This window comes from Nocardia fusca NBRC 14340 (assembly GCF_001618425.1).
Taxonomy (GTDB): domain Bacteria; phylum Actinomycetota; class Actinomycetes; order Mycobacteriales; family Mycobacteriaceae; genus Nocardia; species Nocardia fusca.
In genome coordinates this window covers 139882-163817 of record NZ_BDCU01000031.1, presented here as the reverse complement: position 1 = coordinate 163817, position 23936 = coordinate 139882, and the positions used below count along the sequence as shown (strand labels likewise).

The 23936-nt window shown below is 69.5% G+C and carries 20 protein-coding genes; 5 read left to right on the top strand and 15 right to left on the bottom strand.

The window, feature by feature from the left end:
* Positions 1-20: 20 nt before the first annotated feature.
* The 10 genes from NF4_RS21185 to NF4_RS21135 all read right to left on the bottom strand — a co-directional run bounded on the left by NF4_RS21185 (position 21) and on the right by NF4_RS21135 (position 14313).
* Entirely contained in the window at positions 21-926 is a 906-nt protein-coding gene (locus tag NF4_RS21185; RefSeq protein WP_063129100.1) for an SAM-dependent methyltransferase, read from the bottom strand.
* Between the two features lie 301 nt (positions 927-1227).
* A complete protein-coding gene (locus tag NF4_RS21180) occupies positions 1228-2187 on the bottom strand; it encodes a helix-turn-helix transcriptional regulator (RefSeq protein WP_063129099.1) in 960 nt (319 codons plus the stop codon).
* A 55-nt stretch (positions 2188-2242) separates the two neighbouring features.
* Positions 2243-3463 carry a cytochrome P450 family protein gene (locus NF4_RS21175; RefSeq protein WP_198165397.1) on the bottom strand — a complete coding sequence of 407 codons (1221 nt, stop codon included), beginning with the start codon at positions 3461-3463 and terminating at the stop codon, positions 2243-2245.
* Positions 3464-3866: 403 nt separating this feature from the next.
* The gene (locus tag NF4_RS21165) at positions 3867-4253 is read right to left on the bottom strand and encodes a hypothetical protein (protein WP_063129096.1); all 387 of its coding nucleotides are present in this window, start codon (positions 4251-4253) and stop codon (positions 3867-3869) included.
* Positions 4254-4337: 84 nt separating this feature from the next.
* Complete coding sequence (locus NF4_RS21160; protein ID WP_063129095.1) at positions 4338-9053, bottom strand: cation-translocating P-type ATPase; 4716 nt, start codon at positions 9051-9053, stop codon at positions 4338-4340.
* Between the two features lie 148 nt (positions 9054-9201).
* Complete coding sequence (locus NF4_RS21155; protein ID WP_063129094.1) at positions 9202-10503, bottom strand: cytochrome P450; 1302 nt, start codon at positions 10501-10503, stop codon at positions 9202-9204.
* A gap of 14 nt (positions 10504-10517) precedes the next feature.
* On the bottom strand, positions 10518-11909 hold the full coding sequence (locus tag NF4_RS21150) for an NAD(P)/FAD-dependent oxidoreductase (protein WP_063129093.1): 1392 nt from the start codon (positions 11907-11909) through the stop codon (positions 10518-10520).
* Entirely contained in the window at positions 11906-12124 is a 219-nt protein-coding gene (locus tag NF4_RS21145) for a ferredoxin (protein ID WP_063129092.1), read from the bottom strand. The genes NF4_RS21150 and NF4_RS21145 overlap by 4 nt, the downstream gene beginning before the upstream one ends.
* A gap of 348 nt (positions 12125-12472) precedes the next feature.
* Complete coding sequence (locus NF4_RS21140) at positions 12473-13141, bottom strand: response regulator transcription factor (RefSeq protein ID WP_063129091.1); 669 nt, start codon at positions 13139-13141, stop codon at positions 12473-12475.
* Positions 13138-14313: a sensor histidine kinase gene (locus NF4_RS21135; protein ID WP_063129090.1), complete on the bottom strand. Its 1176-nt coding sequence runs from the start codon at positions 14311-14313 to the stop codon at positions 13138-13140. Before NF4_RS21135 ends, NF4_RS21140 begins: the two co-directional genes overlap by 4 nt.
* Before the next feature lie 106 nt (positions 14314-14419).
* Here NF4_RS21135 and NF4_RS21130 point away from each other — a divergent pair, with 106 nt between their 5' ends.
* The 5 genes from NF4_RS21130 (at position 14420) to NF4_RS21110 (ending at position 18161) form a co-directional block, all read left to right on the top strand.
* A complete protein-coding gene (locus NF4_RS21130) occupies positions 14420-14893 on the top strand; it encodes a hypothetical protein (RefSeq protein ID WP_198165396.1) in 474 nt (157 codons plus the stop codon).
* Entirely contained in the window at positions 14890-15414 is a 525-nt protein-coding gene (locus tag NF4_RS21125) for a hypothetical protein (RefSeq protein ID WP_063129089.1), read from the top strand. The genes NF4_RS21130 and NF4_RS21125 overlap by 4 nt, the downstream gene beginning before the upstream one ends.
* 118 nt (positions 15415-15532) lie before the next feature.
* Positions 15533-15964 (top strand): SRPBCC domain-containing protein, encoded by a 432-nt coding sequence (locus NF4_RS21120; RefSeq protein WP_063129088.1) that lies wholly within the window; start codon positions 15533-15535, stop codon positions 15962-15964.
* Positions 15954-16289, top strand: a complete 336-nt coding sequence (locus NF4_RS21115) for an ArsR/SmtB family transcription factor (RefSeq protein ID WP_063129087.1) — start codon at positions 15954-15956, stop codon at positions 16287-16289. The genes NF4_RS21120 and NF4_RS21115 overlap by 11 nt, the downstream gene beginning before the upstream one ends.
* A gap of 489 nt (positions 16290-16778) precedes the next feature.
* The gene (locus NF4_RS21110) at positions 16779-18161 is read left to right on the top strand and encodes a lipase family protein (RefSeq protein WP_084533299.1); all 1383 of its coding nucleotides are present in this window, start codon (positions 16779-16781) and stop codon (positions 18159-18161) included.
* 225 nt (positions 18162-18386) lie between these two features.
* On the opposite strand, the gene NF4_RS21105 is transcribed toward NF4_RS21110, so the two are convergent.
* Genes NF4_RS21105 through NF4_RS21085 form a run of 5 tightly spaced genes read right to left on the bottom strand, consistent with a single transcriptional unit; the run spans position 18387 to position 23140 of the window.
* A complete protein-coding gene (locus NF4_RS21105) occupies positions 18387-19505 on the bottom strand; it encodes a branched-chain amino acid ABC transporter permease (RefSeq protein WP_084533298.1) in 1119 nt (372 codons plus the stop codon).
* Entirely contained in the window at positions 19502-20386 is an 885-nt protein-coding gene (locus NF4_RS21100) for a branched-chain amino acid ABC transporter permease (RefSeq protein WP_063129205.1), read from the bottom strand. The genes NF4_RS21105 and NF4_RS21100 overlap by 4 nt, the downstream gene beginning before the upstream one ends.
* 17 nt (positions 20387-20403) lie before the next feature.
* Entirely contained in the window at positions 20404-21111 is a 708-nt protein-coding gene (locus NF4_RS21095; protein ID WP_063129086.1) for an ABC transporter ATP-binding protein, read from the bottom strand.
* Positions 21108-21908, bottom strand: coding sequence for an ABC transporter ATP-binding protein (locus tag NF4_RS21090; protein ID WP_063129085.1), 801 nt, complete (start codon positions 21906-21908; stop codon positions 21108-21110). The genes NF4_RS21095 and NF4_RS21090 overlap by 4 nt, the downstream gene beginning before the upstream one ends.
* A complete protein-coding gene (locus NF4_RS21085; protein WP_063129084.1) occupies positions 21905-23140 on the bottom strand; it encodes an ABC transporter substrate-binding protein in 1236 nt (411 codons plus the stop codon). Before NF4_RS21085 ends, NF4_RS21090 begins: the two co-directional genes overlap by 4 nt.
* Positions 23141-23936: the final 796 nt, after the last annotated feature.

Genomic DNA, 23936 nt, shown 5'->3' with positions numbered 1-23936 from the left:
CCCGCGGCCGGTCACCTGCGCTACGCCGCTCGGCCCGTATTCCGCACCGCGGACAGGTACCGCGGCCGTTCCCAGTGCTGTTCGAGTTCTTCGGGGAGATCAGGAAGAACCAGACCATAGGTGGCGGCCAGATCGTCGGGTGCGGCGGCCTGCACCGACCATCCGTGCCCGCTCAGCCACTGTTCCGGATCCGTTCTGTCGTCGGTGTAGAACAGCTCGGCCGGGTCGATGTCGCCGAACGGATTCTTGTCGAGGTACTTCGTTTCGATCTTGGCGAAATTTCTGCTCGCCGACCCGTCCGGGATGCTCTCCACAGCGATCCGGCTGCCGGCCGGGCTCAGTTCGCCGATATGCGTGAACAGTGCGTCCTGAGCCGCCCCGGGCAGGTACGGCAACAGCCCTTCGGCCGACCACGCCGTGGCCGCGGCCGGATCCGCTCCGGCCGCCGCCAGCGCGGCCGGCCAGTCGGCACGCAGATCCACGGCCACCGTGCGGCGTTCGGCGCGCGGTGTCGCCCCATGTTCGGCCAGTACCCGGTCCTTGAACTCGAGCACATCGGGTTGGTCGATCTCGTAGACAACGGTTCCCGGCGGCCAGTCGAGCCGATACGCTCGCGCGTCCAACCCGGCGGCGAGTATCACCATCTGCGCGATTCCGTCCGCGGCGGCCGACAGGAAGAAATCGTCGAAGAATTTGGTCCGCAACCCCATGAATCCGGGGACGAGCGGAGTGCCGGCGAGGGTCGGCGGATCCGCCAGTATGTCCAGAAAGTGCGGCTCACCGGCGGCGCGGACGAACAGTTCCGCGTAATCGTCGCGGATGAGCGGCTCCGCAAGAGCGGATTCCAGCGCTCGGAATGTCGCTACCCCCAATGCGGTGAGTCCGACACCGGTGACGATATCCCAGACATCTCCTTCGGATCGCACCACGGAACCTCCCGATCGAACGGTGGATACGGACAAGACGATCACGCGCGAAAGAGCACAGCATTTCTGTCGCGGCCCCGAAGAAGAACCGCGAGCGGGTGAGACCGGCCACCGACGATTCTACGTCCGGAAAGGGGAGGTCGCGCTGTCCGACCAGCTATTACTCCGGCACCGCCCGCCCCGGCCCGTCGCGGCGAGGAACGTCCGCGTGTTTCGCGCAGCACCGGTAGAGACCACGGTGCCCCGGAGCGCTACCGCGGCCGGGCCGGCCTCAGGTGCGTACTTCCGCGACGACAGACGATCATCGAGCCTTGTCGCCGACGGCCCGCGCGGCGAGTTCACTGCGCCGGCGCTGCCGGTACTCCCGCGGCGTCTCTCCCGTCGCCTCCTTGAACGCAGTGGAGAACCACGAGGCGTTGAACCCGCACCGGGCGGCCAGATCACCGATCGGCACCTCGGAGTAGGCGGGATCCCCGAGGAACGAGCACGCGGCACGCAGGGCTTCTTCGCGCCGCAGATCACGGAAGGTGATCCCACTGCGGTGCAGGATGGTGCGCACCTGACGGGGCGACCAGCCCAGCGCCGCGGCGACCGCGGGCAGGCGGACGTCGCGGTGACCGATATGGGTGCGCACATACCGCCGCACCTGTTCGGTCACCTCGCCGTGCTGGCCCCGCTGCGGGCTCACCTCACCGACCGACAGCATGCACAGCAGTTCCCCGATCCGACGGCACACCGCGTCGAACTCGCCCGCCGACAGGCCCGCCTGCTCGGCATGGGTGCTCCGGATGAGGGTCCGGGTGATCCGCCCGAGACCGGACGACATATCGAGTTCCGTGGTGTGTGTCCCGAAAGAACCGGCGTGGTCCTCTATTTCGTCGCGCGGCACCTGGAACGCGTAGGCGGACGACCGCGGGATGTGGAGATGACACACCGTATCGAGTACGGTGACCGCTCCCTGACCGGGGCCGGCACCGGTGACACTGCCGTCCCGGTACCGGACGGTGTACGTCCCCTGCTCGGGAAGCACGACCCAGTAGAAATCGTCGCCCGCGACCCGGCGGATATGCGGCCGGGTCCGGCGCGACGTCCGCGATCCGCGTTGATCCCAGCGCAGTAGCCGATAGCCGGTGCTCTCCTGCACCGACATCGTCGCACTCCACCGATCGGGTTCGTGGTAGTCGTGGTCCATCGGCATCAAACTATCGGCGATGGTGGTCCACGATGCCGAACTCCGCGCGGTCACACTGTAGAACTCCACGGTCCCGTCCTGGATGATGCTCCGGCCGGACCGGCCGGCCGGTGGGCTGCTGCGGTCACCGCGGCTCGCCGAGCGAGATCGGGATGGACAGCGGCCCGATGGTGAAGAACGAGGGCGTGTAGGGGACCTCGTCCGGATCGATGGCGAGTCGCAGATCCGGCAGCCGTCGATACAGCGACGCCAGCGCCAGCCGCCCCTCGAGCCGGGCGAGCCCGGCACCGATGCAGTAGCGCGGGCCGTGCCCGAAGCCCAGATGACCGGCCCGCTGGGTGCGGGTGATATCGAATTGGTCGGCCGTTTCGCCGTACTCCGCGGGATCGATTCCGCACGCCTGGTAGACCACGCCCACCGCATTGCCCTTCGGAATCGCCACACCAGCTATGGTCACATCTGTCAGGGTGAACCGCCAGCTGGTCATCATCACCGAATGGCGGTAGCGCACGGTCTCTTCCACCACATCGGCCCACCGATCGCCCGCTTTCGCCAGGCGGAGCTGCTCGGGATCCCGGGCCAGCGCGAGGATGGCATACCCCAGCATATGCACGGTGGTCTCGTGACCGGCGACGAGCATGATCCACAAAACCGCCACCAGTTCCTCGGTGGTGAGCTTGTCGTCCCGCTCCCGCGCCTGCACCAGGCCCGAGGTCAGATCGGTCCCCGGCTCCCGCTCCTTCCGCTCGACCAGGTCGTACAGGTAGGCCTGCAGCCCGTTCTGCGCGGCGAAGGCCTGCTCCGGAGAACTGTTGTGCGCCAGCAGGGTTGCCGTCCAGCCGCGCAAACGGCCGCGGTCCTGTTCGGGGACACCGAACAGTTCACAGATCACCGCCATCGGCAGCGCTTCGGTGAAGGCGGGCACCAGATCGACCCCGTCGCCGGCGGCGACCACCCCGTCGAGAAGTTCATCGATGATCGCCTGGATGCGCGGCTCCAGCGCCAGCACCCGGCTCGGCGTGAACGCCTTGCCGATCAAACCGCGCAGCCGGCGATGGTCGGCACCGTCCTTGGTCGACAGATGTTCACCCTGGACCACCGCGCGCAACGGCCAGTCCTGGGGAATCGCTCCGTTGTGCAGGGCGGGCCAGTGCCGGGGATCCCGGGCGAACGTGGTGTTGTCACCGGCGAGGACCTCGCGTACGGCCGCGTAGGTCAGCGCCAGGTAGCCGGGTACCCCGCCCGGGAATTCGACCTCGACGACGGGCGCGGTCTCCCGCAACCGGCGGCATGTATCGAGCGGATTTTCGTTCACAGCGGGGAAAGCGGGAAGTGTGGTCGACACGTGCATTCCTTTCGACAGGCCCGGGCGTCACCGGATGCTCGCCGAGGAGTATCGCGCTCCGGCGCCCCGGCCGACGACCACGCGGCCCGACTGTGCCCCGAACCCGAAGAAGATGGGCGGTAACCCGAAATACGCAGCCGCCGAGACGGATACCGCCCGGCGCCGGCCGGTTGTCCGCACCGCGACGCGCGGTCGGCGCGACACCGGCGATGCGAACACCGATTACTCCTTCCACGCCTCGACACGGCGTGACGCACGAAACGCCGCTTCCTCGGCGACCGTGTCGTACCGGTGAACTCGGTACCGTGCGGTGATCACGACCGGCTCGACTCCGGCGGGGATATCGGCCGGCGCCGATCGCTCGACATGGTGATCCACCCGGGTCGCCGCTATGACGCCTCCGCTATGACGCGGCCGCGTCGGCGCCCACGCTCTCGGGCCGCGAGGCGGGTTTCCGGAAACGGCCGACGATCAGCCCGGTCGCCGCGAGCGCGCCGGCGATGGGCCACTCGACCGCTCCCGCGACGGTGAGCGCGCCGAGCCCGCCGTAGTAGAGATAGCGGGTGGGCAGGGACAGCTCGACCGGCCCCGCCTTCATCTTGATGCCCTGGCCGGGAATCGCGACCTTGGCATCGAAGAAGGGCAGGGTCAGTGTGGCCGCGGGTGCGGCCTCGGCGGTGGGCTGCCCGGCCGGTTTCTCCTGGGAGCCGGAGGTCTTCTCGCGGGCCGAGCCGCCGGCGTCGGCCGCGGCGGCCCGGGCGGGACTGTTCGCTTTACCTTGTGAAGGCACAGGACACGATCCTCTCGTCGTCGAGAATTACCGGTTCCGGGCTCCCCGGCGCGCGCCGGAGAGGTGTGACAGCGAGCGTGAACGTCATCGATGATCGCGCTCCGGTGGGGTGGGAGGCAACCGATCGACACGATCGATCAGCTCCTCGGTGTGCCGGGCGAACCAGGCCGGGGAGAGCACGACCAGCGCGGTGGCGGCGGTGACCGCCGTGAGCACACCGGCCCAGGCCACCGGACCCAGCGGCGTGCACCCGAAGAACTGGCTGACGCCGGGTATCTCGACGACGGCCACGAGCACCGCCGCGCTACCGACCGCCGTGGCCACCACGAGCGGATCGTCATGCCGCAGTACCAGCGTCTGGGCGAGTTGGGCGCCGACCAGTGCCGTCAACCCCATGGTCGCGGAGCGCCGCCGGGTACCCGGCGTCCATCGGCCGATCGCCCATGCGGCGGTCGCGGCGGCGGCGGTCGCCGCACCACGACGGACTATCGCCTCGACCAATGGGCGGCCGAGCGAAGGAGCGGGTGCGGACAGGACCGAATCCGGATAGCCCAAACCGGTCGCGGCCGGCCCCGCCGCGGCCGAGGTACTCGGCGGTGACACGGCGATGGCGAGCGCCGGGAACATATCCGTGAGCAGGTTGACCAGCAGGAGCTGCCGGGTACTCACCGGGGCGCCGCCGCGGCCGAGGGCGGTGCCGAGGACGGTGAACACCACTTCGCCCGCATTGCCCCCGAGCAACAGAGTCAGGGCATCGCGGACCCCGATCCACATATTGCGGCCTTCGACGAGAGCGTCGAGCAGGGCGGTGAGGTTCTCGCCGGTCAGGACCAGATCGGCGGCCTCGCGGGCGGGTGAGGAACCGCGCCCGGTCACCCCGATACCGGCATCGGCCATCCGGATCGCGGCGGCGTCGTTGGCGCCGTCGCCGACCATGGCGACCACCCGCCCGCATTGCTGCAGGGCCGCGATCACCTGCACCTTCTGTTCCGGGCCGACCCGCGCGAAAACCTGGGCCGAGGCCGCCAGTTCGGCGCGGCCGTTCTCGTCCGCGGCGGCCAGTTCGGCACCGGTGACGACCCGGGCGCCGGGCGGGAAACCGAGCTGGCGCGCGATGGCACGGGCGGTGACGGGGTGATCCCCGGTGATCAGCGCGACGGCGCAGTGGGCGGTGGCCAACTGCTGCAGGAGGGGGCGCGCCGAATCGCGGACGGTATCGGCGAGACCGACGTAACCCGTGATGGTCAGATCGGTGGCCAGTTCCTCGATCCGGTCCTGGTCGAAACGCGTCCCGTCTCCCAACGAGTCGAGTTCGCACTGGGCGACGGCGAGCACCCGCAGGCCCTGATCCGCCAGGTGGTGGACGAGAGCGTCCGCTGCGTCCCGGCCGGAGGATCCGCTGCCGAACCGGCAGCGCGGCACGATCACCTCCGGGGCGCCCTTGAGCACCAACCGTGCCGAGGTGCCCGGTCCGCCGTCACCATCGACGATGACGGCCGCCGCGTAACCGCGGCACGATTCGAAGGGCAGCTCCGCGATCACGATCGGATCGGGGCCGTCCGCCGGCAGGCGGGCGGCCGCGGTGAGGACGGCCTCGTCCGTGGCATGTGTATGCCCCTCCCCCGTGTGCGGGCGGGGGCAGGCCCACCCGGCGGCCCGCACCACCGCGGCCGCCGACGGGTCGGTGATTTCCGGACAGCCCGCACCCGGCGGGAAATCCGGCGGCACCGCCGTCACGACAGCGAGCCTGTTCAGTGTCAACGTGCCCGTCTTGTCGAAGCAGACGGTGTCGACCCGGCCGATGGCCTCCAGCGCCCGGGGCGCCCGGACCAGCACCCCCAGTTTCGACAGCCGGCGGGCAGCGGCGAGCTGGGCCATGGTCGCCACCAGCGGTAGCCCTTCCGGAACGGCTGCCACCGCGATGGCCACCCCGTCGGCCACCGCCCGGCGCAGCGGTCCACGACGCACCAGCGACAAACCGGTGACCACCGCGCCGCCGGCCAGCGTGAGCGGCAGCACCCGGCCGGTGAGATCACGCAGCCTGCCCTGGACTCCGGTGGCCGGTGCCACGCCGGACACCGTGGAGATCGCGCGATTCGCGACCGTGGCCGGACCGGTGGCCACGACGATCGCGCGGGCCCGCCCGGCGACTATCGTGCTGCCCTGGAACAGCATGCTGGCGCGTTCCGCGGCGTGGCCGGCCACCGGCTCGACGTGTTTGAGCACCGGCACCGACTCGCCGGTCATCGACGACTCGTCGACCTCGAGATCCTCGGCGACCAGCAGCCGGGCATCGGCCGGTACCACCTCCGGCGCCCGCAGCTCGAGGACATCACCGGGCCGCAGCCGGGTCGCGGAGACGACACTGAACCGGTCCGAAGTCCGCGCCGCTTCCAGTCGGTTCTCCGTGGCCGCCTTCGGAACGACGACCCGGCGGACAGCCTGTTCCTGTTCGGCGAACAGGGCCGCCGCGGCGTCCTCGGCGCGCAGCCGCTGGATACCGCTGACCAGCGCGTTGACGCTCATCACGCCCGCGACCAGCAGCGCATCGACATTGCTGCCCAAGATCGCGGCGGCCGCGGCGCCGATGGCGAGAACCGGCGTGAGCGGATCACTCAGTTCCCGGCGCGCCGCCCCGGCCAGCCGGCCCAGCAGTGCTGTGGGTACGCGCAGTCGTTCGCCCACCACGCTGTGCGACAGGACGGAGACCCTCCGGCGCCAACCCGGCGCGGGGTTCGGAATCGGGGCCCGCCGGCCACGGAGGACGCGCGCGTACACGATCGCGGGGTCGAGGGCGTGCCAGGCGGTGAGCGGTTGCGGCGGCGGGTCCGGTGACCGCACCACCCGCTGCGCGGCCAGCCCGCACAGGATCCAGGCGGTCGCCCCCGCGGCGTCGACCGGAGCGAGCCACCGGCCCAGCCCGAGTCGGCTCCGCCGGCCGGTTTCCCCGGTCACCACGAGCAGGCCCGCCAATGTGCTGCCCGCCTTTGCCAGGCGCACCGCGGAGTCGATCGCCGGGCGCGCGGCCACGACCGCCGCAAGCACCCGGACAGCGTCGGCGAGGTCGGCGCCGGTGACGAGGTCGGCGGTCCAGGGTGCCGCCGCCGCGGGATCGTCGACGGCGACCCCGATATCGGCGAGCGCCAGGGCGGACAGGGTGTCCACCGCGTCGGCGTCCGGATGCAACGCCGAGATCAGCAGTACCGGGCCCCGGTCGGCGCGCAGTTCCCGGACGAGGTCGAGCAGACCGGTACCGGGGTCGTACGCGGCGGTGACGGAGGCGCCGAGTTCCTCGGTGCCGGCCACATTGCGCAGCACCACCCGCGCACCGGTACGCCGGGCGGTCTCGATCAGCGGAACGGCGCAGGGGTCGAGCTCCCACCCGATCGTCACGGTGGCGACCACCGCGCCGTCGGCGAGCAGGTCGGCACGGTCGGTCCCCGGCATCGTGGAATCCGGAGGTTCGTGCCACTGCAGGGCGGCGCCGGCGAAACCGGTCTCGTCGGCGGACGCGGGGATCTGCTCACCGTGCAGCAGGGCATCGGCGATCTCGAAGATCCGTCCCCGGCGCCACCCCGGCGCCGAGACCTCGACCTCGAGCACGGCCCGGGTCTCACCACGCAGTGCCGCGCCGTCGATGACGACCACCCGGACCCGGTCGAGCCGGCGCAACACCCCCGGGTCCAGCACCAATGAGCCCGCCTTGGCCAATCCCCGGCCGAGGACGAGTGCGTAGGCCTCCCGGCCCATATGCGCCGCCTTCGGAATTCCGGCCAGCAGCGTATCGGCGATATCGTCGGCCGTACCGCCCCCGAGCAGGGTGCCCGCGGCCGCCACCAACGACCCGTTCGCGGCCTGTTCGGCGTACTCCTCGACCGGGCCGGTCGCCGCGGTGACGACCGGGTCCTCCGCCACAGGGCGGGGATCCGAGCCGGCCTGTTCCGCCGCGAAGATCGCCGCGGCAGTCGGGCCGCGCGGCCGGGCGGCGGCCGCGAGCCCGGGTTCACGCTCGCACCAGGTCTGCCGGCGCGTTAGTGCCTCGGAGATCTGGGCGGTTCGCGCGACGAGATCCAGCAGCGGCGCGGCGGGCGCCAGACCGAGCCCGTGCGCGGTGGCGGAGAACATGGTCGTCAGCAGATCGGTGCCGGCTCGTCCGAGCTTGGACTCCAGCAACGCGACGATCCGCGGCTGATGGTTGATCACCGCCGCGGCGGCCCGGGCGGCCCGCGGGGCCCGGGGAAATCGACCCAGCCATCCGATCACCGAGGTACCGATGGCCAGGACATCGGCCACCGCGGCCACCACCGGAACGGCGACCGCCAGGGGGTCCCCGGGATCGGTTGCCGGCCCGCGGTAGTGCGCTCCCGGCTCCTGCCCGGCACTCGGCAGGCCGGCGGCGGGGCGGATCATCCGGCGGATCTCGTCCGGATCGGCGGCCTCCGCCAGCTCGATCACCAATCGTCCGAGTATGTCCTCGACGTGCGCGGACACGACACCGGGTCCGGCGGCGACCAGCCGTTCGAGCTCCGCGGCGCCCTCGGCGGCGTTCGTCCCCGGCAGGATCCGGTCGAGATCGATGTGCAGTCTGCGTCCGGACGCCCACGCCGGCGGGACACCCACCTCGTCCGCGCCCCCGCGCGGTGGACCGCCGAGTACGACGCGGGCCCAATCGCGAACCGGCCCGACTGCCGGACCCACGAGCGCCGGCGCCACCAGCGCGGTAGCGGATCCGATGCGGACGGTCGACGCCATCGCCCCTGCCGCGAGCCGCGCGAACCCACCGAGATCGATACCCCGCATGCGCTCAGGCTTCCCGAGTGATCGGTCGATGCATTCGGGCGAGTGTAGGCGGGGAAAAGGACAGTCCGGGATGCGCGCGCCGCACGTTGCGGTATCGGGACCCAACTGTGCGCGCAGCACGCGGATCACCGATCAGCGCCGATTCGTCTCATCCCTCCGGCCGCAGCCCCGAACCGTCTCGATCGGTGATGTGGTCGAAGTGGACGAGCAGGTGCCGGGGTCCGCGGAAGATCTGGCTGCGCCGGTAGGGCGGCGGATCGACGACCAGGCCGGGAGCGACCATGCGGCGTACGAGAGTTTCCAGTGCGAGGTTGACTTCCAGTCGGGCGAGCGGGCCTCCGACACAGGTGTGGATGCCGCTGCCCCAGCCGAGATGCTCGTTGTCGGGGCGTTGCATATCGAAGCGGTTCGGGTCGGCGAAGCGGGCCGGGTCGCGGTTGGCGGCGGCGTAGACCAGGTGCACCGCGGCCCCCTTCGGGATGGTGATGCCGGCGATATCGATATCGGCGGTGGTGCTGCGGCTGGGGAAGAACTGCACCGCCGCCTGTAACCGCTGCACCTCTTCGATCGCGCGCGGAATCAGCTCGGGCCGGCTGCGTACGCGTTCGTAGGCCCCCGGATTACGCAGCAGGGTCAGCACACAATTGGAAATCGTATTGACCGTCGAGTCGTGGCCGGCGACGAGTAGCAACCTCGCGTTGGACAACACCCGCTCGACGGGCATGGGACCGCCGGGGCCGTCGTCGTGGATCATCGCGGACAACAGACCCGGCCGGGGCTCGCGCCGTACGCACTCGATCAGATCGGTCAGATATCGCGTGAGCGCGACACGGCCGGCGCGGGCCTTCTCGGCGCGCACTTCCCCCTCCGCGGTGGATGCGTCAGGACCCAGATCCGTACCTGTCAGCATGTCGTGGATCCAGACATGGAAGGTGGGCTCGTCGGCGATCGGGATCCCGAGGATCTCGCAGATCACCGTCACCGGCACCGGGTAGGCGTAGTCGTCGACCACGTCCAACCGGGTCCGGCCGCCGGCGGCGATACCGTCGAGCAGTTCGTTGCACAGCGCGACGATGCCGGGTTCCGCGCCCGGGATGACATCGGGTGCATGCGGTGGCCCGAAATGGCGCATCACCTGCCGGCGTGCTCGATCGTGCTCGGGGGGATCGGTCACGATGATGCTCGGTACCTGGTCGTACGCCGGCCTGTCCCGGGCGCCGGACTCCTGGCCGGGGCCCGCCGCGAGGGCAGCGCCCACGGGACTGCGGGAGATATCGGAGCTGACCCGAGGGTCGTGCGCCAGGGCCAGCACTTCCCAGTAGCCGGTCACCACGTACTGATCGTCGGCCACTCGCGCGACCGGGGTGCGGCGCAGCTGGTCGAAGAACGGATATGGGTCGGCGCGGTGTTCGTATTTCATCGCCTCTGCCCAGGCAGTTGCGGCAGTCATGCCTGCTCCCTTGCTCACTGGAACTCGGCGCACCGGGAAGTGGGATCGTGGCCGGTCAGCACCACATCGGGGATTTCGGTCGGCACGCGCGGGTCGGGGAAGCGGGCCGGCACCGGGATCGGGTCGGCGGCCCGGTCGTAGCCCGGCGCCGGTGGCGGGAAGGGCGCTGAGCGTTCGATCATCGCCGCGTAGTACTGCAGCCATTTGCCGTGATCGAACGTCACCGCCCCGACGGTGCGGCCCCGGTGACCGTAGGCCGCGGCGAAACGATAGTCGCCGGGGGAACCCTGGGTGAACACGATTTCATCGGCGAAGGAGCACACCCCGACCCCCTTGATGTTGACCCCGAATTGGGCCGACCAGTACGAGGGCAGCGGCAGATGCGGTCGCCGCTCGGTCTCGAGGCTCAGCATATTGTTCGCCGCGACCTGTGCACCGCACACGGCGTTGTCCCAGTGTTCCATCGAGATGAACTGGTACTCGTACAGCACATGCGGCTGGCGCGCGACGTCCCCGGCCACGAAGATGTTGTCGGTCACCACCCCGTTGATATCGAAGGCGCGACAGCCCGCGTCGCAGCCGACTCCCCAGAAACCGGCGGCCAGCCGCGCGCCCGCCAGCCATTCGACGTTGCGGATCGACCCCAGCGACGCCACCACCACGTCGGCTTCCACCGTGGTCCCGTCCGACAGCCGGGCACAGCGCACTTGCCCATCGGCGTCGCCGTCGAGCGCCTGCACCGACACTCCGGTACGGAGGTCGACGCCTGCGTCGCGCTGCATCCGAGCGGTGATATCGGCGACGACCCCGCCCAGCGGCCCGGCCAGCGGCCCGCCGCCGCGTTCGGTGACTGTTACCGGGAGCCCCAGCGCACAGCACACCGAGGTGATCTCCGAGCCGACGAATCCCGAGCCGACGACCAGCACCCGCTTCGGGCCCTGACGCAACGCCGCCTGTAACCGGGCGGCGTCATCGCGGGTGCGCAGGGTGAACACCCCCTGCAGGGCGCGCTCGGCCGGGTTGGGCCACGGCCGGGCCCGAACACCGGTGGCGATCAGCAGCCGGTCGTAGGGCACCGTGTCCCCGGTGGCCAGCAGGACCTGCCGGTTCACCCGGTCCAGGCCGGTCGCGGCCACACCCAGCCGCCAGTCGGCATCGACGGCGCGCATCCGGGGCAGCTCGGTGTGATCGGCGCGGACCCGGCCCCCGAGGACTTGTTTGGACAACGGCGGCCGGTCGTAGGGCCGGTGCGATTCGTCACCGATGAGCGTCAACGGCCCGCGGAAACCTCGCTCCCGCAGTGCCTCCGCGGCGCGGAGTCCGGCCAGTGAGGCCCCCACGATCACGATGCGGCCCTCGGCCCGGAACGCCCTGACCAGGTCTGCGACCAGCGACGCGGTGCTCACGTCGCCGGCTCCGGCCCGTCGGGGGCGTAGGTTTCCACCAGGATCGCCTGTACCGGGCACGCCGCGGCCGCCCGCAGTACGCGGAGGCGCTGCGCGTCATCGGGGTTGGGGTCGTACGCCAGCGCCTCTTCGCCCAGCAATTCGAGTACTTCCGGCGCCAACGGGACACACTGCGCGTACCCCTGGCACCGGTTCAGGTCGACGACGATGCGCATGATCGAGCTCTCATCCGAGCCGTGTCCCGATATGGCCCTCGAAAACGCCGCGGGCGGTAGAAATGCGCACGCCCGCCGAGTCGACGTGAATGTCCGGTGGACGCTCACGCCCGGATATCAGTGCCGGATGGATACCTCAGCGAGCATTCGAACACCCGATACCGCGGTCCTGTCGATCCGCCGACCGGCAACCACCCGCTACCCACAGTCTCCCACACACCGCTCTGTTCGAAGCCGCCTTTCCAGCTATCCCGCGCACCGGGGCGCACCGCGGTGATGTGGGAACGAGGCGATACTCGACGGCGCGGCGTGGGCGGCGGCGACCACTCACCGCCGATGATCGCCGGTCTACCGGGCCGGATATCTTCCAGGGGTGAGCAGCCCGGACTCGTAGGCGAGGACGACGAGCTGCGCGCGATCCCGGGCGCCCAGCGCCGCCAGCAGACGGCTCACATAGGTGCGGGCCGTGGCCGGGCTCAGGTGCAGGCTCGCACCGATCTCGCTGTTGCTCTCCCCCATACCGACGCGCGCGAGTACTTCCCGTTCCCGTTCGGTCAGCCCGGCGATGAGCTCGGGACGGGTCGAGCCGAGTTCCCGGGCCACGCGGTCGACGAGGGTGCGGGTGATCGACGGCGAGAGCAGCGAGTCACCGGCGGCGACGGTGCGGATCGCGGCGCGCAGTTCGGCGGGACCGATGTCCTTGAGCAGATAGCCGACCGCGCCCGCCCGGATCGCCGCGAAGATATTGTCGTCCTCGTCGAAGGTCGTCAGCATCACCACTCGCACACCGTGCAGCGCGGTATCGGCGGCGATCTGCCGGGTGGCCTGGATACCGTCCGATACGGGCATGCGGAGATCCATCAACACCACATCGGGCCGGTGGCGGCGCACCGCGGCCACTCCGGCCGTGCCCGTCGCCGCCTCGGCGACGATGCCGATATCGCCGTCCCGTTCGGCCAGCGCCCGCAGGCCGGTGCGGACGAGTTCCTGATCGTCGACGACCACCACGCGGATCATTCGCTCACCTCGATCGGGATGCGGGCCTCGACACGGAAACCGGAGCCGGCGTCCGGGCCCGCGGTGAGGGTACCGCCGAGCAGCCGTACCCGTTCCCGCATTCCGGCCAGCCCGTGACCGCGCCCACCGCGGGCCGGTGCCCCTGCCGCGACTGTGCCGTTGTCCCTGATCGTGACACGCAGTAGGCCGTCTTCGATATCGGTCGCGACCTCGGCCCGGGTGGCCCGGGCATGGCAGATCACATTGGTGAGCGCCTCCTGCACCACGCGATACGCGGTCGCGTCGAGCTGTGGCGGCAACCGGCCCGGCTCCACGCGCAGTTCGCATCTCGTATCGATACCCACGTCGCGGGCGGTCCGGACCAGATCGGGTACCGCGGCCAGTGACAGCACGCGCGCCGGATCCGCCTCCTCTTCGCCGCGCAGCAGCCGGACCATGGACCGGACATCGCGCAGCGACCGCCTGCTCGTATCCGCGATGTGGCCGATCGCCAGCCGCGCTGCCTCGTCGTCCCGGCCCACGGCCTCCGCGGCCACCCCGGCCTGCAGCGAGATCACCGACATCGCGTGACCGACCGTATCGTGCAGATCCCGCGACAGGCTCGTCCGTTCCTCCCGGATGCGCGATTCCGCTTGCCGCGCCGACTGCTCCGCGAGCAACCGCATGATCTCCGCCTGCTGCGCCAACCGGTCTCGCCGTGATCGCACGGCATAGCCGAGCGCGATCGCGGTCACGATGAGGGCCGCGTTCGCCACACCTTCGTACCCGAGCAGGTACGCCGCGGATTCACCCTCGTGGATACGGAAGGCCAGTGAGACAGCGAAGACCAGTGCCCCGGCCACCCCGGCCCACCACGCCGAACCCGCGTCGGCCGCGGCGAAGAGCGCGGCGACCAGCGGGACCGCCACACCGATCGGCGGATAGTCCAGGGTGTAGTAGCCGAAAGTGCCGAGTACGGTGGCGACCAGCATGGTGCGCGGAGCGCGGCGGCGCGCGAGCATGAGCGCACCGAAAGCGATGGCGAACAGATACGCCGGCGCGTCCGGAGTCCGGTAGCCGTCGCGGCCGAGCGAGATCACCAATGCGAGCGCGCCCGCTACGGCGGCCCCGAGCAGGGCGTCGTGCGACCACTGCGGCACAGTGTCGCCGCGAAGGTCGGCCCAGGCCCTCATGGCACGATCCTACGAAGACCCGGCCCGGCACCGCATGGGTCCGGAGGCGACAACGCCTGTCGCCTCTCGACGTACCCGGCTGTCGCCGGAACGCGAGGTGAATCGCGTGCCCGGACGGATGCCGGGGCTCGGCACGATCCATACCGTCGAGGACGTGAACGCCCGTATCGCCTCTCCGCAAACCACCGACCGGCCCCTGGTGCTCGGCCTCGGCGCATTCGCGCTGGTCCGTCCCGCGATCCGTATCGTCGAAGACCGGGCCGGACTCGACCTCTCGCCCGCGGCGCCGATCGCGGCGACGATCGCCGTCACCGTCGTCTGGACAGCCGCCGCCGTGCTCACCCGCGTCCGGGACCCCCTGACGACTCTTCTGTACACCGGACTGACCTACGGCCTGCTGTCGATCGTGCTCAGCGCGGTCCTCTCCCCGCTCCTGCTCGGCCATCTCGAAGGTCCGCTCGCCCGGCCCCGCACCATCGTTCCGGTACTGATCGTGAACGCCATCTGGGGGCTGATCGCCGGCACGATCGCGCTGATGATCCAGCGAGCCCGCCGCGACACCACCGGAGGGACACGGTGAAGCGCTTCACTGTTGCGGCGACGGTGCTCGGTGGCTACGCCGTCGTCGCGTCCTTCGTCTTCGCCGCCACCGCGACCGAGACATGGTTGCTGTATCCCAATATCTTCCGTGATGTGCCCGCCTCGCTCGAGCTGACCCAGGAATTCATGAGCGTCGTCGCGGTCGGTGATGTGATGCGTCCACTCGGCGCGGCGATGCTGGGCACCGCACTGATCGCCGGCGCGGTCGCGGTCCGGTACCGCATCGCCCGCCGGTGGCTCGCCTGCTCACTGGCCGCTCTGGTCAGTGGCCAGTTCCTGCTGTCGGTGAGCTACCTGTGGCCCCGCGCCACAATCCTGTTCGACGGCCGCGACGAACACACGCTGGCCGAGATCGAACGTGCCGCAGCAGAATTCGAGGTGGGCCAGTATTTCAGAATCGCCGCGGCCGGGCTGGCGGCGGTGTTCGCGGTACTCGCCGCGCTGGAATGCTACCGAGCGCGGCTGACCGCGCGCCTTCTCGCCGGGACCGTGTCCGCCTGAACACACCACTGCGCCCGGCGGCAGGGCTCGATTCATGGGAGACCGAGCCGCTATTGACGCAACCATTCGGTTGCAATAATCTTATTGCAACCAACTGGTTGCAATAAAGGAGAACGCAATGGGATTCCCCGATCAGATCGTCCGCACTATCGAACTCGCACACCCGCCCGCCAAGATCTGGGCCGCGATCACCACCGCCGAGGGGCTCGCTTCCTGGTTCGGCAACACGGCGACCATCGACCTGCGTCCCGGTGGCGCGGCGCGGATGACGTGGGAGGGTGGGCACACCGCGAATATGCGGGTGGAGCGGGTGGAGGAGCCGAGCATCTTCGGATTCACCTGGCAGATCTCCGGATTGCCCGAGGGCGACCCGCGACGCACCTACGTCGAGTTCACCCTCGAGCCCGTCGACGCGGGCACGCGGCTCACCGTGGTGGAGACCGGTTTCGCGCAACTCCCCGCGGACGAGCATCGGATCGCCTTCGGCGGCAACACCGACGGCTGGGCCAGCGAACTCGCCGAACTCGTCCAGTACCTCGATGCAGCCTGACCAGGAAACCACCGCCGAACGGGTCTTCGTCGCTCTCGCCGATCCGAGCAGGCGATCGGTCCTGGCCGCCCTCGCCACGGGCGGCCCGGCCACCGCGACCGATCTCGCCGATCGACTGCCCATCACTCGACAGGCGATCGCCAAACACCTCGCTCTGCTTTCCGACACAGGCCTGGTGATCGCGGAACCCGGGGAACGGCGGCGCGTCCGGTACCGCCTCGATTCCGCACCCATGCAAGTGGCGCAGCAATTCCTGGCCGCGATGGCGCGAGACTGGGACGGCCCACTCGACGCATTACGTAGACAGCTGGACAACGGGGAATGAGTAGCGGAGCTCATTCAACCCACAGGTAGCCGGCCGCTGCGAGCAGGTCGGCGACCCCCGGCCGGATCGCGGTGGCCGGGAGCCGGGGCCCTCGAGGATGCCGCGGCCGGCACCTTCCGGCTCGGGTCGGTCTTCGAGGGCCCTTCCTGCTGGATCGGCGGTGGTGACTCCGGGAGCTGCGTGCGCCCTCACTCAGCACGAACCGGATGTCCGGGTCGTGCGATTCGCACCACGCGGTGAACGAACGAGTACGTGGCACATCCGAGGTGTTTGTGGCGGATTCACACGGCATCGCGAGACCGTGGTGAAAAGTCCGAACCTGACGCTCGGTGATCGGGCCACCGGCCGGAACGTATATCCTCGAGTCACCCGACCAGCGTGCACACCAACGCATTTCGCCGAGACGAACTGCGGGCGCGCGGCGGGTTTCTGCGTGTCTTCGACGGCGATGACCCGAAGACAGATTCACCGATCTCGAGAGGTAGCTCTATGAATTGGGTCCGTGCGCGAACAGGTCTCGCGCGGGCGCTGACGGGTGTGACCACGGCATGCTGCCTGCTCCTTGCGGGACAGCCGGCGGCGGTCGCCGAGGAGGTGCCGACCCCACCGGTCCCCTCCGGCCTGCAGCGCGGTATCGACGATGCCCTTCCCCCGCCGGCCCTGCCCGCCGCCCCCACACCGCCCATCGGCGATCTGCCGCCGCAACTGGCAGCACTGTGGCACGCGGTGCAGTCGCCGCCGACGGGCGACCCGATCTTCGACACCTGGCCGGCCGGACTGGACCCGCTGGCCGCCGGTGCGGTGATCGAACAGCGGGACATCACCGCGATCGCCGCGCCGCGGATCGAGGCACCGGTGGGCCGCGTCGTGTTGATGAAGTTCCGATCGACGGCCGCGGCGGGTGCACCCTCCTTCGGGACGGCCACCCTGGTGGTTCCGGCGGCGGCGTGGACAGGTCCCGGCAGCCGGCCGGTCCTGGTGGACAACAAGCCGATCAACTCCCTCGGCCTGCGGTGTACGCCCGGGTATGCGATGGCGCACGGCGAGGACGGCACCAGCAGCAGTGCCATCGATGCGCTGACACCGACGACCGCGTCGGCGGTGGACCGTGGGTACGCGGTGCTGATTCCCGATCACGAAGGCCCGTTCATGGCCTATGCGGAACCGAACGTCGCCGCGCACATCATCCTCGACAGCATTCGCGCCGTGCGCTCGCTGCCCGGATCCGAGTTCGGTCCCAGCCGTTTCGCACTGACCGGCTACTCCGGGGGCGCGATCGCCTCGTACGCGGCAGCCATGCTGCTCGACGACTACGCGCCGGAACTGGCCGATGTGGTGGTGGGCGCGTCGATGGGCGGACTCGTCACCGACAACAGGGTCGTCGCGAACAGCTTCGACGGCAAGTTCGCCTCCGGAGTGCTGCTGGCGGTCGTGCTCGCCTATGCCCGCGAACACCCCGAAATCCTCGCCAACATGAACCATCTGGCCCAATGGGTGGCCACATCGCCGCTCAACAATGTGTGCGGTGAGGCGCTCGGCCCGCTGGGTGTGGTCGGGATACCGCTCGAAATCGCCGCGAATATCCCCCATCCGCTCGACAGCGCCGTCGCCGACGATATCTTCGCGCGCACCGATCTCAGCGACCGGACGTCGGCGGTGCCGCTGTACATCTACCACGCCACCCACGACCTCTGGATTCCGCTCGAGGGGGCGCAGCAGCTGCATCGCACTCAGTGCGATCGCGGTGTCCCCGCAGTCTTCCGCAGCGAGCCGGGTGAACACGTGACCGGTCTGACCACGGGATTCCCCGGTGCGTTCGACTGGCTCGACGCGCGCCTACGCGGCGAGCCCGCACCGAACGAGTGCGCCTAGAACAGTCGTCGACGACAGTGGGTTTCGTTCGGCAGAGCCGCGCCGGCGGCCGGCGCGGCTCTCCCGAAGCGGATTCGGCCTACTGTCGATTCGGGCGCGTGACCCGCTGGGCGAAATACGTACGGTCGGCGAGATCCAGGCGAAGCACCCCGGACGATGACTGCCGGCCCGGATACCGCAGCCGAAACCCCGGGGTGACGGCGGCGGCCGGCCGAGCGAGCGTGCTCACAACGTGCGCAGCTGCGTGGCGGCGGATTCGTCGACCTCCCGTTCCTCCACGACCTCGGGTCCGCCGCCCGGCGTGGACGGTCGTGCGGCGCCCGCCGCGGCAGGGCCGCCGCGGCGGCGGCCTGGGATGCGCGCGACCACCGGCCCGAATCCCTGCCGTACGAGGCTGATCACTCCGTAGGGCAGGACGAAGATGAACAGGATCAGCGCCACACCGTAGGTGATTCCGGCGGCCGACTGGTTGATGTCGGCGGTCCACTGCGGAACGTACACGACGAAGAAGGCGCCGAACACCACCCCGGGCACCGTGCCGAGCCCACCGACGACGATCATCGTGATGAAGGCGATCGCGAGCGGCAGCCCGAAGGCCTCCGGGCCCACGTACTGGACCACGAAGCTGTAGAGCACACCACCCACCCCGGCGAGCCCGGCACTGAACGCGAAAATCGTTGTCTTGGTCCGGGTCGCGGGCACACCGAGGGTGGTGGCGACCGCTTCGTAGTCCCGGATCGCGATCAGCGAGCGCCCGATCCGGCCGGTGGCGAGGCGGCGCACCACCAGGTACGCGACGAGCGCCACGACCAGGCACAGATAGTAGACCCACTGGTCCCGGGCCAGTCCGGTGAACTCGGGGGCCTCGGCACCGAAGATATTGATACCCGCCTGCCCGTCGGTGACGTGTTCGAACCGCTTGATGACCGCGGGCGTCACCAGCGCGAGACCCAGTGTGGCGAGCGCCAGCCGGAGACCGTGCAACCGCAGCGCCGGCAGCCCGAACAGATAGCCCACGATATAGCCGACCGCGAACGCGATCGGGATCAGGATCAGATACGGCACCCCGTGGTTCTCCACCAGCACGGCGCTCAGGTACGCGCCGAGCGCGAAGAAGAAGCCGTGGCCCAGAGAGATCTGGCCGGTGTTGCCGGTCAACAGGTTCAGTCCGAGCCCGACGACGATGTACACCAGCACCATCGAGCGATCGAAGTTCACATACGGCGCGGACACCAGTGGCGCCACCGCGGCGACGAGCACGACCAGGATCATCGTGGCGCGAGAGAGCCACACCGGCGCGTCGAGTTCGGCGCGGGGGCGGCGGAGTAGTTCGAACATCCTCATACCCGTGCCACCTTCCGGGCGCCGAACAGCCCTTCGGGCTTCAGCAACAGCACGCCGAGAATGAGGACGAGCGCGACCGCCTGCTTGAAATCGTGGCCGATCCAGGAGATATAGGTACCGGCGAGGTTCTCGGCCACCCCCACGCACAGACCGCCGACGATCGCGCCGACCGGGCTGTCGAGCCCGCCCAGGACAGCGGCCGCGAACGAGTAGATCAGCGACGCCACGAGCATATTCGGCTGGAGGAACAACTGCGGCGCCGCCAAGGACGCGGCGAGCGCTCCGATGGCGGCGGCCAGCCCCCAGCCGATCATCAACATCCGGCCGACCGGCACGCCGATCAGTTGCGCCGAGTCCGGGTTACCGGCGGCCGCCCGCATCGCCAACCCCACCCGCGTCCGTTGGAACAGCACGAACAGCAGCGCGGCGACCACCACGACCGCGCCCACGATCACCACGGACTGCCGGGACATCACGACCGGGCCCAGCGTGATCACCGGCCCCGACACCATTGCCGGGAACTCCCTGCTCTGCACTCCCCAGATCCAGCCGGCGGCACTGTTGAGCAGGAGCATCAGTCCGAGCGTGATGATGACGAGCGGCATATGGTCCGGCGACCCGGCGAGCGGCCGGATCAGCACCCGCTCGGTAGCGGCGCCGGCGAGGAATGCCACCACCATGGCACCCACGATCGCGAGGTACAGCGGGGCACCCCACTGGTGGAACTGCCACGCGAAGAACGCCGAGACCATCGCCATCTCGCCCTGGGCGAAGTTGACGATCCCGGACGCCCGGTAGACCAGGACGATACTGAGCGCGAACGCGGCGTACAGCGCGCCCCACGTCAGCCCGTCCACCACTTGTTGCGCAAAGACTTGCATGAACAGATCTCCTGTGCTCAATAGCCGAGATAGGCGCGCCGCACCGATTCGTCACGCGCGAGGCTCTCCGCCGGGCGCTGGGCGACGACGCGACCGGCGTCGACGAGTACCGCCGAGGTGCCGATGTCGAGCGCGAGGTGGGCGTTCTGCTCGACGACGACAATCGTGGTGCCGGTGTCCGCGTTGATCCGGGCGAGCGCCCGGAACACCTCCTGGGTGATGCGGGGCGCCAGTCCGAGCGAGGGCTCATCGAGCAGCAGCAACCGCGGTCCGGCCACCAGGGCCCGGGCGATGGCGAGCATCTGCTGCTCGCCGCCGCTGAGCCCGGCCGCGGGCCGGCGCCGCCGCTCTCGCAGCCGCGGGAAGAAGTCGTACCACCGATCGATCGCCCGGTCGGTGGCCGCGGTGGAGGTCGTGTATCCGCCGATCCGCAAGTTCTCCTCGACGGTCAGGTCGCCGAATGTTCCTCGTCCCTGCGGCACGTGCGCGACGCCGAGGCGGGCGATCCGATCCGTGCGCAGGCCGGAGATATCGCGCCCGTCGAACACGATCCGCCCGGTGGTGTGCACCATCGCGCAGATCGACCGCAGGATGGTGGTCTTCCCGGCCCCGTTCGCGCCGAGCACCACCGTCACCTCACCGGCGGGCACCGCGAAGTCGATGCCGTGCAGCACTTCCGCGCTGCCGTAGCGGGCGTGCAGCCCCTCGACGTCGAGCAGGTTCACGCCGCACCTCCCAGGTACGCTTCGACGACCTCGGGATGCGCTGCCACCTCGGCGGGTTCGCCCTCGGTGACCTTCTGACCGAAGTTGAGCACCACCACCCGGTCCGAGATCGACATCACCATGCCCATGTGGTGCTCGACGAGCAGCACCGAGAATCCCCATTCGTCGCACAGGGCGCGGACCGTGGCGGCGAGCTCGAGCACCTCCTCGTGGATGAGCCCGTTCGCCGGTTCGTCGAGCATGAGCAGCCTCGGTTGCTGCATCAGTGCCCGGGCGAGCTCGATCCGCTTGAGGGTGCCGTAGGGCAGGTTCCCCGCCGGCTCCAGTCCGACCTGCGCGAGCTGCATCGAATCGAGCAGCGACCACGCCTGTTCGCGTTCGCGACGCTCCTCCCGCCGGGTCACCGGCAGTCCGAGGGCGGTCCGGACGAATCCGGCCCGGGTGCGCGAGTACGCACCGGTGAGCACGTTCTCCACCACCGACATCGTGGGGAACAGCCCGATGTTCTGGAAGGTGCGCGCGATCCCGGCCTCGGCGATCCGGGCCGCGGGCAGGGCCAGCAGATCGGTGTCACCGAAGGTGATACGTCCCGAATCCGGTTGATAGAGGCGGCTGATGCAATTGAACAGTGTCGTCTTACCCGCACCGTTGGGGCCGATGAGCCCGACGATGTGGCCGGGTTCGATGGTGAACGAGGGCCCGTCGAGCGCGACGACGCCCCCGAAGCGCAGGCGCACCTTCTCGACGCGCAGTGCGGGTACCGCCCCGGCGGCAGCTACGTCCGGCACGGTCGTCATCCCTCGGTGCCGCGCGTGATCACAGCGTCGTAGTGCCAGCTGCCGTCGCGGAACGTCATCGGTGCCATGGAGGTGATCACGTACGGGTAGTCCGGCGTGGTGTCGAAGGTGACGCCTTCGATGGACAGGTCGGTGGTGACGCCCCGCATGTTCCCGACCGCGTCGAGGAGGTCGGCGCGCGTGCAGCCCTTCATCTGTTCGAGGGCGGTGACGAGCAGCTGGGCGGTGTTGTATCCGGTGGCCGCGATGGTGTCGGTGGTTTTCACCTTGCCCGCGTTGCGCTCGGCGAACGCCCGCCAGTTCCGCACACCCGGATGGGCGTCGTGCTCGGTGCTGCTGACGTCGTAGATCCAGTAGAAGGAGTGGATCCCTTCCGCGGCACCGGGGCCGGCCGGCGCGAGCACGAAATTCGTGTCGGTGGCGCCCGAGTAGATGTAGGTGTCGGGCTTCCAGCTCAGCTCGTTCGCCTTCTTCAGCGATTGGGTCACGAAGCTCGCGGTCGCGAAGTTGACGAAGACGTCGGCGCCGGAACTCGCGAGGTTGACGATCTGCGAGTCCACCGACGGCGTCGTCTGCTCGTAGGACTGCTCGGCGACGATCCGGGTTCCACTGCCCTCGAGTGCGGACTTCAGTGCGTCGAGGCTCCCGACGCCGAGGCTGTCGTTCGGGTAGAGGACCGCGATCTTCGCCTGCGGATGGTCGCGCCGGATCTGCTCGGCTCGTTCCGACACCTCCCATCCGGTCTGCGGATTCACCGCTCCGGCGACGACGGGACGTTTGTCGCGCGTGGTGAGGAGTTCGTCGGTGCCGGTCATCGGGAACACCAGCGGCACGTTCTTCTGGGTCAGGTAGTCGACGACGGCGAGGATCGAGGCGGTGCCGATCAGATTCTGGATGGCGAACACCTGATCCTGTTCGACCAGCGCCCGCACATTGCCGACGGTGCGCGCGGGGTCGTAGCCGTCGTCCATCGCGGTGTACACGATCGTGCGGGACTTGCCGTCGCCCATCGCGACTCCGCCCGCGGCGTTGATCTCGTCGAACAGCGCGGTCGCCGCGGTGGCCTGCGCACCGGCGACGGACTGCATGAGGCTGGTACCGAACCTGATCTCGGTATCGGTGATGCCGGGATCGCAATCACCCGACACGGTCGCGGTGTCGCGACCCGAACAGGCGGTGAGGGCGGCGGTGGCGCACAGGGCTGTCAGGCCCACGGCGAGAGTACGTTTCATGGTCGCTCCCAGGGTGTGAGGAGATGCGGACGGCAGGGATGATCGCCGCCTCGCAGGCGGTGTGATCGAAGATTCGGGCGAGCCGGGCCGGTGCTTCAGCGACGCGCGATCCGGGCCGGTCGTTCGTCCTCGCTCCCCCGGCGAACCCGATCGCCCGCGTGCCGACCCAGCTCGCATATGTCGGTTACGGATGCGGTCATGCTGCCTCCTCGGCACTTCCCTATCTGACGTGACAGTCATGTCAACTTGGGGAAGTGTGACCGGTAACACGAGACCTGTCAACCACCAGGCGACGGTTCGGACCGCCGACGCGAACGAACACTGCCGACACGGCAGTACGGCTGGGGTACCGACGTCGGGCGCCACCGCTCATCGGCACGCTCCCGCGCAAACCGATCCGCATTCCCCCGACAGAATCGGAGTTCTGGGTGCGGCGCGGCCGAGCATGTTCCATTTGGCTCGGACTGATTGTTATCTGCGACGAGCACCGGACTCGACCCTATGATGATCATTGCGTTTCGGGGGACGAAATCGAGCTGAAAAATCCCGAGCGTGAAGCATTCGCGTGACAGCAACCCATCCTTCACCCAGAAAGAACAATGACTACCTGTTGCCTGCCTTCGCCCGTGCGGAGTCCGACGCCCCTGCCGCCTTCATGTCGTAACAGCAAAGATTGTTTCTGATTACTTGCGCCCCGCCCCATGGCACGGGGCGAAGGAATCGTACTGTCGGCGTCGAATTGCGCAGTTCCTATTTCTCTCGGCGCCGGAGAACGGCCGTCACAACGTCGGAGGAA